The sequence below is a fragment of the Hymenobacter elongatus genome (assembly GCF_004745955.1).
Lineage (GTDB): Bacteria > Bacteroidota > Bacteroidia > Cytophagales > Hymenobacteraceae > Hymenobacter > Hymenobacter elongatus.
In genome coordinates this window covers 23,651-41,478 of sequence record NZ_SRLD01000044.1, presented here as the reverse complement: position 1 = coordinate 41,478, position 17,828 = coordinate 23,651, and the positions used below count along the sequence as shown (strand labels likewise).

General features: G+C 63.1%; 14 protein-coding genes. 13 read left to right on the top strand and 1 reads right to left on the bottom strand.

Annotated features, from left to right (window positions below; all coding sequences use genetic code 11):
* Nucleotides 1-253: 253 nt before the first annotated feature.
* Nucleotides 254-1,570 (bottom strand): DASH family cryptochrome, encoded by a 1,317-nt coding sequence (locus E5J99_RS18020; protein ID WP_135499211.1) that lies wholly within the window; start codon nucleotides 1,568-1,570, stop codon nucleotides 254-256.
* 762 nt (nucleotides 1,571-2,332) lie between these two features.
* Between E5J99_RS18020 and E5J99_RS18015 the strand changes: the two genes are divergently transcribed.
* From E5J99_RS18015 to E5J99_RS17960, 13 genes are all read left to right on the top strand, one after another.
* The gene (locus E5J99_RS18015) at nucleotides 2,333-2,917 is read left to right on the top strand and encodes a DUF4255 domain-containing protein (RefSeq protein WP_167852205.1); all 585 of its coding nucleotides are present in this window, start codon (nucleotides 2,333-2,335) and stop codon (nucleotides 2,915-2,917) included.
* Between the two features lie 2 nt (nucleotides 2,918-2,919).
* The gene (locus tag E5J99_RS18010; RefSeq protein ID WP_135499209.1) at nucleotides 2,920-3,972 is read left to right on the top strand and encodes a hypothetical protein; all 1,053 of its coding nucleotides are present in this window, start codon (nucleotides 2,920-2,922) and stop codon (nucleotides 3,970-3,972) included.
* 36 nt (nucleotides 3,973-4,008) lie between these two features.
* A complete protein-coding gene (locus tag E5J99_RS18005; protein ID WP_135499208.1) occupies nucleotides 4,009-5,799 on the top strand; it encodes a phage tail sheath family protein in 1,791 nt (596 codons plus the stop codon).
* A gap of 48 nt (nucleotides 5,800-5,847) precedes the next feature.
* Nucleotides 5,848-6,303, top strand: coding sequence for a phage tail protein (locus E5J99_RS18000; RefSeq protein ID WP_135499207.1), 456 nt, complete (start codon nucleotides 5,848-5,850; stop codon nucleotides 6,301-6,303).
* An 8-nt stretch (nucleotides 6,304-6,311) separates the two neighbouring features.
* Nucleotides 6,312-6,776 carry a phage tail protein gene (locus E5J99_RS17995; protein ID WP_135499206.1) on the top strand — a complete coding sequence of 155 codons (465 nt, stop codon included), beginning with the start codon at nucleotides 6,312-6,314 and terminating at the stop codon, nucleotides 6,774-6,776.
* A 36-nt stretch (nucleotides 6,777-6,812) separates the two neighbouring features.
* The gene (locus E5J99_RS21395; RefSeq protein ID WP_167852204.1) at nucleotides 6,813-6,989 is read left to right on the top strand and encodes a DUF5908 family protein; all 177 of its coding nucleotides are present in this window, start codon (nucleotides 6,813-6,815) and stop codon (nucleotides 6,987-6,989) included.
* A gap of 46 nt (nucleotides 6,990-7,035) precedes the next feature.
* A complete protein-coding gene (locus E5J99_RS17990; RefSeq protein ID WP_135499205.1) occupies nucleotides 7,036-7,692 on the top strand; it encodes a CIS tube protein in 657 nt (218 codons plus the stop codon).
* Between the two features lie 96 nt (nucleotides 7,693-7,788).
* Nucleotides 7,789-9,570, top strand: a complete 1,782-nt coding sequence (vgrG, locus tag E5J99_RS17985) for a type VI secretion system tip protein VgrG (RefSeq protein WP_135499204.1) — start codon at nucleotides 7,789-7,791, stop codon at nucleotides 9,568-9,570.
* Nucleotides 9,571-9,603: 33 nt separating this feature from the next.
* Complete coding sequence (locus tag E5J99_RS17980; RefSeq protein ID WP_135499203.1) at nucleotides 9,604-9,903, top strand: PAAR domain-containing protein; 300 nt, start codon at nucleotides 9,604-9,606, stop codon at nucleotides 9,901-9,903.
* A 14-nt stretch (nucleotides 9,904-9,917) separates the two neighbouring features.
* Complete coding sequence (locus E5J99_RS17975) at nucleotides 9,918-10,358, top strand: GPW/gp25 family protein (protein ID WP_167852203.1); 441 nt, start codon at nucleotides 9,918-9,920, stop codon at nucleotides 10,356-10,358.
* A 3-nt stretch (nucleotides 10,359-10,361) separates the two neighbouring features.
* On the top strand, nucleotides 10,362-14,258 hold the full coding sequence (locus tag E5J99_RS17970; RefSeq protein ID WP_135499201.1) for a baseplate J/gp47 family protein: 3,897 nt from the start codon (nucleotides 10,362-10,364) through the stop codon (nucleotides 14,256-14,258).
* A 5-nt stretch (nucleotides 14,259-14,263) separates the two neighbouring features.
* A complete protein-coding gene (locus E5J99_RS17965; RefSeq protein ID WP_135499200.1) occupies nucleotides 14,264-15,148 on the top strand; it encodes a hypothetical protein in 885 nt (294 codons plus the stop codon).
* A 92-nt stretch (nucleotides 15,149-15,240) separates the two neighbouring features.
* Entirely contained in the window at nucleotides 15,241-17,820 is a 2,580-nt protein-coding gene (locus tag E5J99_RS17960; protein WP_135499199.1) for a hypothetical protein, read from the top strand.
* Nucleotides 17,821-17,828: the final 8 nt, after the last annotated feature.

Below are 17,828 nucleotides of genomic sequence, written 5' to 3'. Positions count from 1 at the left end.
TCGACTAACCGCACGGCCTCCTGGCGGAAGGCAATAGCATAATTCTCATTTTTGGCCCGGCGTGGGGGCCGCTCGGTTTCGGTCATACATCAACTGAGTGATGTATAGCCCTAGCCGGACGAGACACCACACACTCTAGCTTGTGTCAGCAGCAAGCCCAGACAGCAGAGCCCCAGACCACACACCGCCAATGCGGCTTGGCTGCCTCAACCCATTGCTTTACGAATCCCCGTGGGCATCTTATGTAGTGGCTTCATTGCCGCCAAGCGCGGACGTAGCGGCCCTGCGGATCGTAGCGCCGGGCCTGCTGGGCCACGTCGAAAGCCGTGTCGCGCACATCGGTGCCGGTGCCGGCAATGTATTTCCAGTTGCCCCAGTTGGAAGCGGGGTCGTGGTCGAGGAGTTGGTGCTCAAACCAGGCCGCTCCCCAGCGCCAGTCCTGGTGCAGATCGTGAATGAGGTAGCTGGCGGCATTCTGGCGGCCTCGGTTGCTCATGAAGCCGGTAGCGGCCAGCTCGCGCATGTTGGCATCCACGAAAGCGTTGCCGGTGCGCCCCGCCGTCCAGGCCTCAAACACGGCCCGGGCAGGAGTAGGAGGCTTCACGGGCTGGTCGCGCAGGCCTCGCAGCCGGAAGAAGGCCGGGCCGCTGCGCTGGGCCAGCAGCCGAAAATAGTCGCGCCACAGCAGCTCCAGTCGCAGTTGCAAAGCACCTTTGCTACGCGCCCCATACGCGGCGTCATACGCATCAATAGCCTCCCAGATCTGGCGGGCCGACAAGCTGCCATTGGCCAGCCAGGGCGAAAACTTAGTACTGAATGCCTCCCCCAGCATCTGGTTGCGGGTGTCGTCGTAGCGGCCGATCAGGTGGCGCTCCACGGCGTAGTCGTGCAGCCGGGCCAGGGCCGCCGTTTCGCCCCCGCCCAGCACGGGCAGCGCCGAGCGTTGGTCACGGGGCCGCGGGGCCACTAAGGGTTGGCTCAGCGCGGCGGCTAAGCCCGCAGCGGTAGGCAGCGCATCGGGCACAAACCCCGCCGGCAGTGGCGGCACTTGGCCAGGTGCAGGCAATGGGGGCCGCACCTTGGCCCGGTCGGCTACGTTAAACCGAAACTTACTGAATGAAAACGGCAGGTCGCGCAGGGCAATGGGCAGGTCGGCGGGGTGCAGCAGCGTCAGGGTTTCGAAGCGGCGCAACGGCACAGCCGGGCCCAGGGCCGCCGCCAGCGCGGTTTCAGTGGCGGCTTCTTCGGTGGTATGCTCGGCACTGGCCCATACCTCAGCCAGGGCCAGCTGCCGCACCAGGCGGGGCAGCACTTCGGCCGGAGGGCCCACCACAAAGTGAATACCCGACCCCAGCGCCGCGTAGCGCTGCTGCAGGTCGGCCAGGGTTTCGAGCAGAAACGGCAGGCGGTGGGGGCCGGTTTTGGGCAGGCCCAGGTACGCATCGGGCCCCAGGGCCCCGGGGTCGAAGCAGTAGACGGGCAGCAGGGCCGTGGTGCCGGGGGGTAGCGTGGCCAGCACTTCGTTGTCGTGCAGGCGCAAGTCGTTGCGCAGCCAGTAAAGGACGGTCATAGAGCGGAATCGAGTTTCTGCCGAGCTAACAATCTTCGCTGCACTACTTCCCTGGGTTGGCAGTATTTGAGCTTCGGATGCGCTGTAGCTCTACAGGCGATTCGGGCAAATACAACGGTAACTACCCCTACCCGGAAATAAACGCCCTCGAACCAGGAATGCAGATAGCCGAATAGTCAACGATGGAAAATAGCGGGACCAGAGCCTGGATTTCCCTCCCCGGTCTGGTCTGCTTCGGACGACCTCCAGTGCGCAATTTACTCCCGAGGCACTGCCACGTATATGCATTTTTCAGCATATAATAAAATTGTTACAGTATAATTAATTAGTCACTTAATTATGCGGTAAATACTCTATAATTGACAGCGCGTTGGCTCCGGCCGGCGTGTCATCTATCCTGAATTAGTCCTCCACTCCTCCTACTGCAACACGTGTAGCCTGCGGCTACAATTTCCAGTGTCGGTTTTTGAAAACCGACAGGCGAAGCGCGTTTTTCATCCACCTGTGACCTTTCCTTCAGCAAGCTAGCGTCCGCAGTACTTCCATTATGATCCTTCTCTATTCTCTCTGTCCAGGCCGCCATCTGAGTCATGTACATTCCCCGGAGCGGCGGCGGCAGCGGGCCCATGTACCTAGCCGCTACTGAGCGGACATACACACTGTTCATTTGCTATAAAAAAGCACGGGGTGGGTGGTATGCCACCGCTGGTGTTTTGCGGGGCGGCATGGGCTGCCACTGCGCTATTTGGTTTCCCCATCCGCATGATTCAGTACGCATTGCAGGCGCTGACCGACGAGCTAAACGCTTATCTGAAGCAGGCATTTGATCTTACCGATGGCCAGAGCAAAGCATTGCTCACGGCCTACACTGGCCCTGATGGCAGCCCCCTGCCCGACACGCTCAACAAGCTGTGCCTCACGCTCGTGAACCTGGAGCAGGAAACCACGCTGCGCAACGGCGCTCCGGGGCGCGCAACGGCTGGCGACACCGGAGGCGTGGAGCACACCCGCGCCAATCCGGCCATCCGCTTGAATCTGCGGGTGCTGCTGGCCGCCAACTTCAGCGACTATGCCGAGGCCCTGAAATTCTTATCGGCAGCCATCGCCTTTTTTCAGCGCAAAAACGTGCTGACGGCACAAAACACGCCAACCCTGGACCGACGGCTCGATAAGATCCTGCTGGAGCTCGAAACGGTGGGCTCCCAGGAATGGAGCTACCTGTGGGGAATGCTGGGCAGCAAATACTTACCTGGCGTGGTGTATAAAGTCAGGATGCTGACGCTGCAGGAAAGCCCCGGCGGGCAGGCACTGCCGGGTATCGGAGCCATTGGCCAGCAAACGAGCTGAAGATGCAGAACGCCTACCAGGTTTTGTGCCTCCTCGAGCAGCACCACAGCTACTTTCAGAACCCGCAAGCGGCCAGCGTAAGTTTGGTGCCCACGCCCGACACGGCCCGCCGCATGCAGCGAGCGGGCCTCTGGCTGAAAACCACCGCGGCGGGCACAGTGGTACTGCGCGACGGCAGCGGGCCGGCCGCCGCCCTGCCGATACCGGAATTTGTGTTTCCGCTCCGGTTTCGGGTGGAGCCGCTCAGCCCGTATTTCGCGAACTTCACCGAGCTGCCCGAGCTGCCCGCCGATCCGGTGGCGTACGGAGCCCGCCCTGTTTTTTACTTCCGCGCGGACAAACCCAAGGGGGGGGCTACGCTGCTTAAGGCGCAGAGTACCCCCCGGCTTCCCCTGACGCCCCTCACCCTCACCGTGCGTACCGACCAGCGCCCGGCCTCCCGGGCGGGCGTGCAGCTGGTGGACGTAGCGCGCCGGCAAACGCTGCACAAGGCCCTGCCGGTAGACGAGGCCGGCCAGGTAGCCGTGGATGTGCGGCCCTGGGGCGGCGGGCGCTACCAGCTGCGGGTAGGCCGCACCGTGCTGCTCGATTTCTATGCCGACGAGCAGCTCTATGCCGCCCAGGCCTGGGGCGTGCTCGAAATTGGTGCGGCGGCACTGCGCCAGGCTCCGCTGACCGTCCGGCTTACGTTTGCGGCCCGGCGCACCTACTGGAAATACCTGTTTCGCTACCACCATGCCGCAGCGGAAAAATACCGGCAAGCCCCCCAGACTCTGTCGGTGACGGCCACGGCCCAGAGCGGCATGCAGCTGCCGGCCGTGGTTTTTGAGGCGGTAGCACCACCACGGGGCATAGATGCTGCCTTCGTGTCGAAAGACGCTATTGCGCTGGCGGAACGCCCCGGCTACACCTGCACGCTGCGGTGGGGCCTACCAGCCCCGCGGGTAGTACTGCTGCTGCCGGGCGCGGACGCAGCAGTGGTGCGGCCCGCCCCGCCCAACCCCATCCTTGCCGCCGCCGGGCCAGCCTACTCCGAAATTCTTGTTCACCTCTAGCCTTCTCACTTCCAACTTTAACCCCCAAAACGTTCTATGGAACAGCAGACCCCCGGCGTTTACATCAACGAAATAAACGCCTTTCCCAACTCGGTGGTAGAGGTGGCTACGGCCGTGCCCGTCTTCATCGGCTACACGGCGCAGGCCAGCTACAACGGCGAAGACCTCGCCAACAAGCCCCAGCGCGTGACGTCCCTGAAGGAGTTCGTGACGTACTTCGGCTACGGCGCTACCACCGTTTTCGACCTGAACGAGGTGCCGGCCGGCACCGACGTAGCCACGCTGGGCGCCGAGCTGGCCGTGCGGCCGGTGGTGATGCAAATCAACAAGCTGGAAAACTACAACCCCGACACCACCACGCTGGCCAAGTACGCCCTGACCCCGGCCTCGGACATCTACTATCTCTACAACAGCGTCCGGCTATTCTATCAGAACGGTGGAGCCACCTGCTACATTATTTCCATTGGGGCCTACACCGAGGCGGTGCCTAATGGCACTCAAAACCAGGAAACTGATACCGTTGGCGGCACTGCCAACGCGGCCGATACCACTGATGGCAAAACGAAGAAAGACACGGGTACTGATACCGGCGACCAGAAAGCCACGCCTCCCAAGTCGGAGAAGGACAAGTTCATGGATGCCATCAACTCCCTGATTTACGAGCAGGAGCCGACGATGCTGGTGTGTCCCGACGCGCTACGCCTGGCCAAGGATGAGTATTACGACGTGGCCAAGGCGATGCTGGGCCACTGCAACGCCACCCAGAGCCGCGTGGCCCTGCTGGATGTGTACAATGGGGCCGTGACGAGCCCGCTGACGCTGAACCAAGCCGAGAACCCGGTTACCGACTTCCGTAATGGGGTTTCGACCAACTACCTGAAGTATGGCGTAGGCTATTTCCCGTGGGTGCAAACCACGGTGGTCGGCAACATCGAGACGTCGTTCCTGAACCTGACTCCGGCGTTGCTGAAGAAATTCAGTGATGCCGCCGCTGCCGCCGTAGAGGCCGTCGCCAAAGCGGTAGAGGCGGCGGCGGATAAGCCGGCCGAAAAAGCCGTAGCCGTGGCCCGGCAACGTTTTATAAAGGACTATGCCGGCGTAGTAGAGCGCGTAGGGGCGCTGGCGAAAACGGCTCCCGAAAGCCGCGACACGGCCTTCGTGCTGGACGTAATTCGGGAGCATAATGCCCTGATGGCCTCCAACCGCGACTACTCCCGCCTGATCGACAACATCACCCGCTACCAGAATACGCTGCCCGTAGCGGCCGCTATGGCCGGCGTGTACACGGCCGTTGATACGAACCGTGGCGTGTGGAAAGCCCCCGCCAATGTGGGCCTGAATGGCGTGGTTGCCCCCACCGTGAACCTGAGCGACAACGACCAGGCCCGCCTGAACGTGGACGCGGCTACCGGCAAGTCGCTGAATGCTATCCGGCCGTTTCCGGGGCAGGGCGTGCTGGTGTGGGGTGCCCGCACCCTCGACGGCAACAGCCAGGACTGGAAGTATGTGAATGTGCGCCGCACCATGATTATGCTGGAGCAGTCTATCAAGCTTGCCGCCCGCGCCTACGTGTTTGAGCCCAACGACGCCAACACCTGGGTAACGGTGCAGAGCATGATCAACAACTTCCTGTTCAACCTCTGGAAGCAGGGCGCGCTGGCCGGCTCTAAGCCCGACGACGCCTACAGCGTGGCCGTGGGTCTGGGCACTACCATGACGGCCGACGACATTCTCAATGGCTACATGAATGTGTTCGTGAAAGTGGCCATCTCGCGGCCCGCCGAATTCATCGTGCTCAGCTTCCAGCAGCAAATGCAGAAGTCCTAGTCCGGATATTTTTTATTCTCAACTCCTCATTTTTAATAGCTCAAGCTCATGGCTGGTGAAGCACAAGATGCCGTTTGGCCTCTACCAAAGTTTTATTTCAAAGTGGATCTGGGCAATGGCGACAGTGATGTGCCCTTCCAGGAAGTGAGCGGCCTCGAAACCGAAACGCAAGTGATTGAGTACCGCGCCGGCAACAACCCGGTGTTCTCCACCATCAAGATGCCGGGCTTGGCCAAAGTCAGCAACGTGACGCTGAAAAAGGGCATTTTCGTGAAGGACAACAAGTTCTGGGCCTGGTATTCCCAGATCAAGATGAACCTCATCAAGCGTTCTACGGTGGTTATCAAGCTCTGCGACGAGGGCGGCAACCCCACCATGACCTGGACGCTGAATAACGCCTGGCCCTGCAAAATTCAGGGCACCGACCTGAAAGCGGATGGCAATGAGGTGGCCGTGGAAACCATTGAGGTGGCCTACGAAACCCTGGTAGTGGCCAACGCTTAAGTCCCGCTATGCTCGACAAAGGCTATCCGCCCGTAGGCTTCTATTTCTCCCTGTCCTTCGAGGCTATCCGGACGACAGCCGACGCGGCTTTTCAGGAAGTATCGGGCCTGTCGGTGGAGCGGGAAACCGAGACCATCGGGGAAGGCGGCCAGAACCTCTACAAGTACCAGGTGCCCGCCGTGGCCAAATACAGCAACCTGGTGCTGAAGCGCGGGCTGCTGATAGAAGGCTCGGCGCTGGCGGCCTGGGTACGGACCACGATAGGCTCGGACTTGTCCGAGCCTATCGTGCCCAAGCAGGTGTTTCTGAGCTTGCTCAACGAACAGGGCGGGCCGCTGGCTTTCTGGTCGTTTGAGCAGGCGTGGCCCGTAAAGTGGAGCGTGTCGGACTTCAAGGCCGACGACAGCGCCATCGTCATCGAAACGCTGGAGCTGACCTACACCCGCTTTCAGCAGCAGCGCGTGTCCAAATAACGTTGACGGTTTCTACCGTTCACTTTTCCTTTTCTCATGCCGATTGAAATTCGTGAGCTTATCATCAAAGTGACCGTGCACGACGACAGCCGCCTCCCGGTTCGCCCGGAGGCGGCTGTTAGTGCCGAAGCCCGCGAGCAGCTGCGCCGGGAGCTAACCGAGGGCTGCGTGCGGCAGGTGCTGGCCCGGCTACGCCGCCGCGAGGAACGCTAAGCCGGCCCGCAGTTTTTTTCTTTTTTCATCCTCAGCCCAGCCCCGCATGAGCCTGGTTAAAATGGTTATTCAGAGCTACGAAAACGAGAAGTTCACTGCCAAGGGCAGCGCCAGCTACACCGTCTTTCTGAATCCCGAATCGTTTTCGCATACCTATTCCGTTTCCTACGCCACCACCGAAGTGCAGGGCCAGAATGGTCAGACGGCCAAATTCAAGTCCATTGGCGATGAGCAGGTCAGCTTCGATCTGCAGCTCGACGGCACCGGAGCCATTGAAGGCCAGGTGATTGACGTGGACAAGGAAATCAAGACGCTGCGCAACGTAGTGCTCGATTATCAGGGCAAGCTGCACTCGCCCTTCTATGTGCAGCTGAGTTGGGGTAAGCTGCTCTTCAACTGCCACCTCACCAAGTTCGACATCAGCTACACCCTGTTCAAGCCCGACGGCTCGCCGCTGCGGGCTAAAGTCAGCATGACGTTCGTGGGCTTTACCGACGCGGCTACGCTGGCCAAAAAGGCCGATAACCAGTCGTCGGACCTCACGCACCACCACTACGTGAAGGCCGGCGACACGCTGCCGCTGCTCTGCCACCGCATTTATGGCAAGCCCGACTACTACATTCAGGTGGCCCGCCGCAACGACCTGATTAACTTTCGACACCTCAAGCCGGGCTCAAAGCTGGTTTTTCCGCCTTTGGTCTGAGCTACTTTCCGATAAGAACCCCACGCGAGAAACGCCACGCCCCAGCCGGGACGCGGCCCGACACCCTGCTATTTTTCATCTGCCTGCCCCCGCCTCATGCCCCAAAATCCTGTTTCCGCCACTACCGATCTGGTCACGTTTCGTATTCTGGCGGCGGGCACCGAAATTAATTCCGCCTACCAGGTGCGGTCCGTAGAAGTCAGCAAGGGCGTCAACCGCATCGGCAACGCCCGCATTGAGCTGTATGATGGCAGCGCGGCAACGGAGGATTTTCCCATCAGCGACTCGGCCGATTTTCTGCCGGGCACTGAGCTGACCATCCGGGCGGGCTACCACACCGAAGACAACATCATTTTTAAGGGCCTGATCGTGAAGCACGGCCTGGAAGTGAATGCCGAAGGCGCGCTGCTCATCCTGGAATGCCGCGACGAAGCCGCCAAAATGACCGTGGGCCGCAAAAGCGCCGTGTTTGCCGACAGCACCGACGGCGACGCCATTACCAAAGTAATCGGCACCCATGGCCTGACCAGCGCGGTAGACCCGACCACCGTGACGCACGCCGAATTGGTGCAGTACTACTGCACCGACTGGGACTTCGTGGTGGCCCGGGCCGAGGCCAACGGCCTGGTAGTGCTCAGCGAGCAGAGCAAGCTGACCGTGACGGCCCCCGACACATCGGTGGCGCCCGTGCTGGCCCTCACGTACGGCAATAATCTGTTCGGCTTCTCGGTAGAAATGGATGCCCGCTCGCAGTACCAGGCCGTGAAAAGCCAGGCCTGGGACTATAAAGGCCAACAAATAATGGAAGCGGAGGCGCAGAAGCCCAGTGTGGAGACGCCGGGCAACGTGACGTCGGCCACGCTGGCACAGGTGATGGCCGAAACCTCCTACGACCTGCAGCTGGCCTCGGCCGTGACCCAGGAAAGCCTGCAGGCCCGCGCCAACGCGCTGTGGCTCAAGTCGACGCTGGCCAAGGTGAAGGGCACGGTGCGCTTTCAGGGCAGTGCGCTGGCTGTGCCCGGCTGCCTGGTGGCGCTCGATGGCCTGGGCAAGCGCTTCAACGGCAACGCCTACGTATCGGGGGTGACGCACACGCTGGCCGAGGGCGACTGGGTTACGGAAATCACACTGGGCCTCGACGAGCGGTGGTTTGCCGAGCAGCACCCGGAAGTAGCTGCGCCCTCCACGCTGGGGCCGCTGCCCGGCATTCAGGGCTTGTATAACGCGGTGGTGAAGCAGATGCACGAGGACCCGGCCAAGGAGTTTAGGGTGGAGGTGACGGTGCCGGCTCTGCAGAATAAAACGCTGTGGGCCCGCCTGGGTCACCCCTACGCCTCTTCGGGCAGCGGGGCCTACTTTTACCCCGAAGTAAACGACGAGGTGATTCTGGGCTTTTTTAATAACGACCCGCAGCAGCCCGTGGTGCTGGGCGCGCTCTACAGCAGCGGCCGGGCTCCGGCCTACACCCCCGATGAAAAAAACGCCTTCAAAGGCTGGGTAACGCCCAATAAGCTGACCATCGAGTTCGACGACGACAAAAAGATCATCACCATCAAGACGCCCGGCGACAACAAGCTCGTGTTCGACGACAACGCCAAAACCATCACCATCACCGACGCCAAGAGTAACAAAGTGGAGCTTTCGGGAAGCGGTATTCTGCTCGACAGCGCCTCCAATCTGCAGCTCAAAGCCAAGCAGAACATCGAGCTGACGGCCACCAACGGCATCACCCTGAAGGCCACCGGCGACCTGAAGCTGGCGGGCCTGAACGTGAATGCCACGGCCCAGATGCAGCTCAAGCTGGCCGGCACCGCCGCCGCCGAGCTGAGTGCGGCGGGCCAGGTGAAAGTACAGGGCGCAATGGTGATGATTAACTAACGCTGGCTACTGCCTTTTTTCGCTTTCCCGCTTATGCCTTTCGCCGCCCGCCTCACTGATATGCACACCTGCCCCATGCAAACGCCCGCCGTGCCGCCCATTCCGCACGTGGGCGGCCCCATTCTGGGGCCGGGCTGCCCCACGGTGCTGATCGGGAAGCTGCCCGCGGCCCGCCTCGGCGACTCGGCCATGTGCGTAGGCCCGCCCGACAGCATCGTGCAGGGCTCGGCCACGGTGCTGATCGGGGGCATGCCGGCCGCCCGCATGGGCGACGCCACGGCCCACGGCGGCAGCATCGTGCTGGGCTGTTTCACGGTACTGATTGGAGGATAGGCATGAGTGATGTAATGCGGAATTTACTGGACGAGGAGCCCGAAAACTCGTTTCTGGGGCGGGGTTGGAGCTTTCCGACGGCCTTTGAGCCTTCTACGATGCAGCTTACGCTGGTGGCGGAAGAGGAAGACATCCGGCAGAGCCTGCACATTTTATTTAATACTGAGCCCGGCGAGCGAATCATGAACCCGGAGTATGGCTGCCCGCTGCGGCAGTTTCTGTTCGAGCAAATCGACAGCTCGATGCTCACCCGCATCAAGGCCACCGTCGACCAGGCGATTCTGCGCTTCGAATCCCGCATTAAGGTGCTGGGCGTGGAGGTGCACACCGAGAATAGCAACGATGGAATACTGCTGCTGGAAGTGAGCTACATGGTGCGCACGCTCAACAGCCGCCACAACGTGGTGTTTCCCTTCATGCGCGAGGCCACCCTCCTGACGGGCAGCCCGGCTTAAGCTATGACTCAGCCTTCGACGCCTTCGTTTCAGGATAGCGGAACCTCGCAGCAGGGCCGGCGGCAGCCCGACCTGCTCGACAGCCCCGTGCAGCTGGCCGACTACTCGACGGAAGAACTGCTGGCGTACGTGGCGCACTTCTCGAAGCTGGTGCGCTACTACGAAGTGGTAGAGGGCCGGGTAGAAAGCCTCAAAACCTGGAATCTGGCCGAAAAGCGCAGTCTGCTCATCATTGCCCTCATTGCCACGCAGCGCCTCACGGCCCAGTACGAACATTATGCCCACCTGGCCCGGCAGCTGCACGACCCGATGGCCACGGCCCAGCAGCACCAGCAGGCGCAGCAGAAAATACTGGGCCGTATCTATAAGATGGCCGAGCAGTTCGACAACTGGTGCGTGGCGCACCAGCGCAGCCACCTGCGTCGCACGTTTCAGGCCGAGCTGACGGCGGCGGCCGAGAGCCTGACCAAGCCGTTGCAGCACGCCGCCCAAGTAGAGCAGGCCCTGATGCAGTACCACGGCCTGCCGCCCCGTCCGGCCCGGGAGCGTCGTCCCGAGCAGCTGCTGCACCTCTGGCAGCCACTAGCCCCCGGCATGCGACCGGTGCTGCCCGAGGACCTTGCTCCCCTCGAAACCCAGCTGGTCGATCTGCTCTGGGAATTCCATAAAGCGCAAGCCTCGCTGGCGGCCCTGGCCCACCGCGTGCTGGTGCACGGCCTGCGCGGTGCCGATGCGCAGGAACACGATGTGCTGCCGGAAATGGCCCTGCTCATCACGTTTATGGAGCTTTACCAGCACGCGCAAAGCGCGCTCAACACCATTCCGCGCCGCCACCTCAACTACTATTATCAGCAGGTACTGCGCGTCGGCTTTCGGCCGGCCCAGCCCGACCACGCTTTCCTCAGCTTTGCGCTGGCAAAAGGCGTGACCACCTACGTGCTACCCGCCGGCACCGAGGTGGAAGGCGGCAAAGATGCCACGGGCAACCGCTTCGTTTTCAGCACCACCCAGGATCAGCTGCTTACTCCCTGGCGGGTGCAGCAGCTGAGCTCCGTTTTCGTCAGCGGCCACGGCTCCAAGGCTGTAAAAGGCATTTATGTGGCTCCGCAGGCTAATTCGGCCGATGGCTTGGGCCGCCCGCTGCCGCCCGCGCAGGGCTGGGCCCCATTCGGGGAAGACCAGGACCTGATAAGTCCCACCTACCGCACCATGACCGATGCCGCCGTAGGGTTTGCCGTATCGGCGGCAGTACTGGAGCTGCAGGAGGGCCGCCGCACCATTGAGCTCAGCCTGCGCTGCGAGCCGGCCAGCTTCCAGCGCTTCGCCGCCATCCTCACCCAGGCCGGGCAGCCCCTGCAGCGGGTTTTCGATACCATGGGGCTGGCGGCGTTTCGGGTGGAGGTGACCGGGGCCGAAGGCTGGCTGCCGTTGCGCGTGCGGGAGGTATGCCTCGAGCCGGCCAGCGCCACGCTCACCTGGCATCTCACCCTCGACCGCGACCAGCCAGCCGTGGTACCACACCAGCCGGCGCTGCACGCGGGGCGGTTTCAGTCGGCGTGGCCGGTGCTGCGGCTGCGGCTGAATGAGCGGGCCCCGGAATACGCTTATTCCAGTTTCAGCGTGCTACAGCCCCAGATAATCGGGGTGCGCGTGCGGGCCCAGGATGTGCAGGGCGTGCAGCTGGCCAACCAGCTGGGGCCGCTGGCGCCGGGACTGCCGTTCGCACCGTTTGGCAACCAGGCCCGGCCCGGCGACTATCTGTTGGTGGGCCTGCCGGAGCTGTTTCGCAAGCGACTTACCGAGCTCATCCTTACCCTGGACTGGGCCTCGCTGCCCACCGACCCCGGTGGCTTTGCCGACCACTACCAGGGCTACGACCCGCCGGTGGAGAACGACTCGTTCCGGGTAACGGCCAGCTACCGGCGCGACTGGCGCTGGGTGCCGACGGCCACGCCGGTAGCATCGGTCGGGCTGTTCCAAACTATTCCCGACCCGACCCGCCGCTCCGGCACGGCCCTGCTGCCGACCAGCCATCTGGCCCTGCCCACGACGGGCACGGCTGACTTTCGGCAGCAGCCGGTGGCCCCGGTGGCAACCATGCACACGGAGGCGGCTACCGGGGCCATCCGGCTGGAGCTGGTGGCCCCGACCAACGGCTTTGGCACTGACCAATACCCGACGCTGCTGGTAGAAACGCTGCAGTACAATGCCCGCAACCCTGCCCGCCCCCGGCCACTGCCCCGGCCGCCGTTTGTGCCTATGGTCAAGAGCTTGTGGCTCAGCTACGTGGCGGCGGAGGAAATCGAGGTATCGGCTTTGTTTGGTCCCGCCACCGCCGACCGGCCCCATTTCTACCACATCCATCCGCTGGCCGACTACCAGCCGGCCCGCTTGGTAGCCCGCCCCGCCCCACCACCGCCCACCAGCAGCGCTGCTCCCGACAAGGCGGTAGCCCCGAAACCACAACCGGGGTATCGGCTGCGCTTGCTACCGGAATTTTCGGCGGAAGGCACGCTTTACATCGGCCTGACGCAGCTCGCTCTGCCCCAGGCTATCGACCTGCTCTTTGAGCTGGCTCCGGCCAACCGCCTGCCCCGCCAGGCGGAGATGACGCGGAGTGGCCATCAGAGCCAGCCGCCGGCCATGCGCTGGTCTTACCTGACCCAGGATGAATGGCGGCCCTTTGCGCCCGGCACCACCCTGCGCGACGATGTGGTGCACGACCAGAGCCACGACCTGACGGAACTGCGGCCGGTGCGCCTGAGCTTGCCTACCACCTTGAGCACGCAGCACACCAGCATGCCCGAGGGCCTGTATTGGCTGCGGGCAACGGTAGAGCACGGCGCCGACCTTATCGGCCGGGTGCTGGCGGTGCATACCCACGTAGTGCGCGCCGTGCGGGTGGGGCCCGCCCCCGAGCAACCGATGACGTTTGGGGCCAACCTACCAGCCCACAGCCTGGGCCGACTGGTGAAGTCGCGGCCCGAGCTGGCCCGCGTGGCCCAGCCGCTGGCTTCGTTTGACGGGCGGGCCGCCGAGAGTCAGGACGCGTACAACACGCGGGTAAGTGAGCGGCTGCGGCACCGGGGGCGGGCCGTCACGCCCTGGGACTACGAGCATCTGGTGCTGGACCAGTTTCCGGAAGTGTGCCGGGTAAAATGCCTGCGCGCCAGCCAGCTTCCGCCGGCTCTGCGCAAGCCGGGTCTGGTGGTAGTGGTGGTGATGCCGTACCAGCCGGCTGCGGTACCGACCGGCTACCGGCTTCCTACGTTCAGCCCCGGCCGGCTGGCCCGCATCCGGGCGATGCTGCGGCAGGCGGCTTCCGCCCACGTGCAGCTGGAAGTGTGCAATCCGCTGTACGAAGTCATTCAGGTGCGGGGTGGCGTGTGCTTCACCGCTACGGCCCGCCGCAGCCACCCGAAGCCGGGGGCGCTTATGGAGCAGCTTCAGCACGAGCTAAGCGAATTTCTGTCGCCCTGGAACGACCAGAACACGGCCCGCCAGGGCTTGCACTACAGCCTGACGAGCAGCATGGTGCTGTCCTTTTTGAATCAGCTGCCTTACGTGGAGTTCGTTACGGCTTTTTCGGTGGTAAAAATGGCGTTGGAGGACAACCACTACCTGTTTTATGATACGGAGGCCCTGGCCACCGACACGCAGCCCGCGGCGGCCGACGACCAGATTCAGCCTTTGGAAGACGCGACCAACCGGCCCTGGAGTGTGTACGTATCGGCCGGGCATCACCAGCTGGAGGAAGTAGAGGCGCTGTCGGCCACCGAGCCGGTTCCGGCGGCGCAGGCCACGGGCATTGGCCGCCTCGCCGTCGGCAGCGACTTTGTGATTCACCGCAGCTTCGAGGCCCCCTCCCACGACCAGCCCGCCCGCTACCTTACTGACTGAAGCGCATGGAAAACTACCCGGAAGAACCCAAACGACGCAGTACGCTCAAGCAATACTTCAAGCAGGGCACTATGCCCACGGAGGAAAGCTTCGCCCACCTGATCGACTCGGCCGTCAACCGCCTCGACGACGGCTTCTACAAGCACCCGCAGTACGGCCTGCAGCTCGGGGCCGCCGAGGGCCGGCCCAATCCGCGCGTCGGGCGACGCTTGCTTTCCCTCTACCGCAACCTGCAGCAGCTGCAAAACCAGTGCGCGACGTGGGTTGTGAGTTTGCTGGCCCCCGACCACGACGCCGGCAGCGCCCTGGGATTGGGCTTTTCGGAGCCCCAGGGCCAGCGCGACACCGCCGCCACCGACGACACGCCGCCGCCCGTGCGGCTCTATCTGGCCCCGGGCGGCAACGTGGGCATTGGCACCACCAGCCCCGACGAGCAGCTGAGCGTAGCTGGCTTCGTGGGTAGCGCTGGCCGCATCGGCACCTTCCAGAATACCCCCACCCCGGCCGCTAGCCGGCAGCACGCGGCAGCCCAGGAAGTACCCGCCGATGGCGAGTGGCACGATATCATCAGCGGCCTGCAGGGTCTGTGGGGGTTCGAGATAGTAGCGGCGGCGTATGGGCCGCGCCTGAGCGGCACGTATGCCATGGCGCACACCATCGCGCTGGGCGTGCACGGCCAGCAGCAGCGCATTGTGCCGCACCGGGCGGCTTACCGGGGCTGGCGTCAGCAGCTGCAGTTTTGCTGGCATATCGAGCGGACGCCCACCGTGGAGGAGCCCGTGCCGGTGTATGGCCTGCGTGTGCGTACCCGCAAGCACTTTGGCCCCGGGGCCACCATCGTCTACCACATCACCTGCCTGTTCGACAACTGCCAGCCCCGGTCCTGGTAAAGTAGTGGTGTTGAAGTACGTTTGACGCCTTATTTGGCGCTCTGCGCAGGCAAAAAGGTACGCTTGCACCACCACCCCACTACTGTATTTTTATGAAAGAGCAAGACGCTTCGCCTACGATTCGCAAAGACCTGGTGCTGCCCATCGGGCTCGACTACGCCCGACTACGGGCGGAGGGCATCAGTATGCTGCAGAATCTGAGCGGCAGCGTCTGGACCGATTATAATGAGCACGACCCCGGCGTGACCATTCTGGAAGCCCTGTGCTACGCCCTGACCGACCTCACCAACCGCGCCAGCCAGCCTATTGCCAGCCTGCTGGCCCCGCCGCCGGGCACAGCCCCGCCGCCGGGTTCCACGCTGGTGCCCGCGCACCAGGCCTTCTCCAACCATCCCGTTACGCTGCACGACTACAAGAAAATCGTGCTGGACCAGGAACACCTCAGCAACCGGGTCCAAAGCGTGTGGGTGGAGCCGCGCCGGGGACCGGCAGCCCTGGCGGGCGAATACACGGTCCGGATTGGGCTGCGCAGCAACCACCAGCTGCCCGAGCTGCGGCGGGCCGCCCAGCAGCAAGGCCGCGACGAGCCCAGCTACCTGCCGGCCGACCACCACCAGCTGGCCCACGATATTCTGCACACCCTCAACAAGCACCGGGGCCTGGGCGAACAATTCGTGGAGGTGATTTTCCTGGAGCCTTATATCATCAGCGTGGGCGGCCACTTCGAAATCAAGGAAAATCAGCTCCATGAAACTGTGCTGGCCGACGTACTCTGGCACATCGACCGTTTTTTTGAGCCCACTATTACGACGCGGGGCCTGGGCTACCTGCAGGCTACGCATGTGCCGTCCGAAGAAATATTTGCCGGCCCGCTCCTGGAAAACCAGCTGCTGCAGGAAAGTGAGTTTGAACCCCAGCTGACGCTGATTGCCCCGGCCCGCGTGAACTCGCTGCTTGCCACGCTGGACAGTATCAAGAGTGTGGGCGAGCTGCACCTCTACGAGCCCAACTGCCTGGTGCCCTCGGCCCTGATTCGGGTGCCGCCCGAGCGGGAGCTGGTATTCGACGTGGCCGCCAGCCTGAACCGCTTCACGGCCAGCCACCGGGGCGTGGCGCTCAAATTCAACCGGACCCAGACGCTGCACAAGTTTGAGCAGTTGCACGCCGACCGTACCCGCAGCCTGCGCAGCCCCATTCCCAAGAGTAAGCTGCGCTTTGCGGAAGCGCCGGCCCGCCACCTGGAGCTGGGTCAGTACGACTCTATTCAGCACTCGTTTCCGGCCATTTACGGCCTGGGCGAAGGCGGGCTACCCGCCGGGGCCTCACCGGCCCAACGCGCCCAAAGCCTGCAGCTGAAAGGCTATCTGCTGTTTTTTGAGCAGATCATGGCCAATTTTTGCGCCCAGCTCGACAACGTGGAAACCCTGCTTTCGGCCCGTCATCAGCAGCAGGGCTTTTTCGCACAGCCGCTAAGCGACGTTCCCGGCCTGCACCAGGTGCTACACGACCTCGAGTACGAGCAAACGGAAGCCGCGCTGGAAGACGCCGACTTTGAGGCCAACGCCAACGCCTCGCCGCAGGCAACCACTGGCTCACCGGGGGAAACGGACGACAGCGGCCTGCCCTTGTCGCGGCATTACCTGCGCAAGCTCGGCAAGCTCGCCGAAGACCCCAGTGAGTTTCTGCAGCGGCGCGATACGCTGCTGGGGCACCTGCTCGCCCGCTTCGGCTACAGCGTCTCGGTCTACCAGCCGACCCTCACCGACCCGGCCGACATCCGCCAGCACCGCATCCGGGTGCGCGAGCGGCTACTGCAGAATCTGAACACGGCCACCTACCACCGCGGGGCAGCCCGCGTGGCTCCCGACGACGACACGCCCGATGTGTCGGGGTTGGAGCTGTTTGTATATCTATTGACGGGCATCAAGTACTTTCAATTGGTGCTCACGCTGGGCGAGCAGCTCTCCGCCCTGGAAGCCGAGGTGCAGCTCGACGGGGCAGCGGGCTCTACGGCCCACCGGTTGCGCGTGCACGGCGCGCCACTTAGCTTTCCGGATTTTCTGGGTCTGCTGCACCGCCAGCTAGCCACTCCTACGCTGGAGCTGCTGACGACGGAGCCGCCACGGGCGGCGGTGCCTGCTTACCCCGGCGTGCCACGCCTGGAGCTGGAGCTGCACCCTGGCGCGGCCGCAGCACCCGCCGATGCCGAAGCCAGCGCGCAGCACCAGATCCTGGCGTATCTGCACCAGCTCGACGAGCGGCTGAACCGCTTTATTCTGCTGGACCACCGCACCCTGAAGCCCGCTGGCTACGACCCCGCTGCCGCCCCCCTGCCCGACGCGCCCGACCGGACGTTTTACGAGTTTCAGGTCAGCATTTGCCTGCCCGATTTCACCCGGCAATTTCGCCAAACGGCCAACTCCCAGTATGGCGGCGCCACTTACGTGTACCGGGAATACGTGCAGAATCTGATTCATACCCACGCTCCGGCGCACTTGCTGGTGCACATCATCTGGCTTGACTACCCGCAGATGAAGGAGCTGGAGGTCCTGTATATCGGCTTCGTGAAAGCCAGCGGCCTACTGGCCAACCACGACGGCCACGACCAGCCCGATCTGCCGCAGTGGCAGCAGCAGCTGACGCGCTTTTTACTTCCGCACCTGTCTTCTTAGCCGCGCCG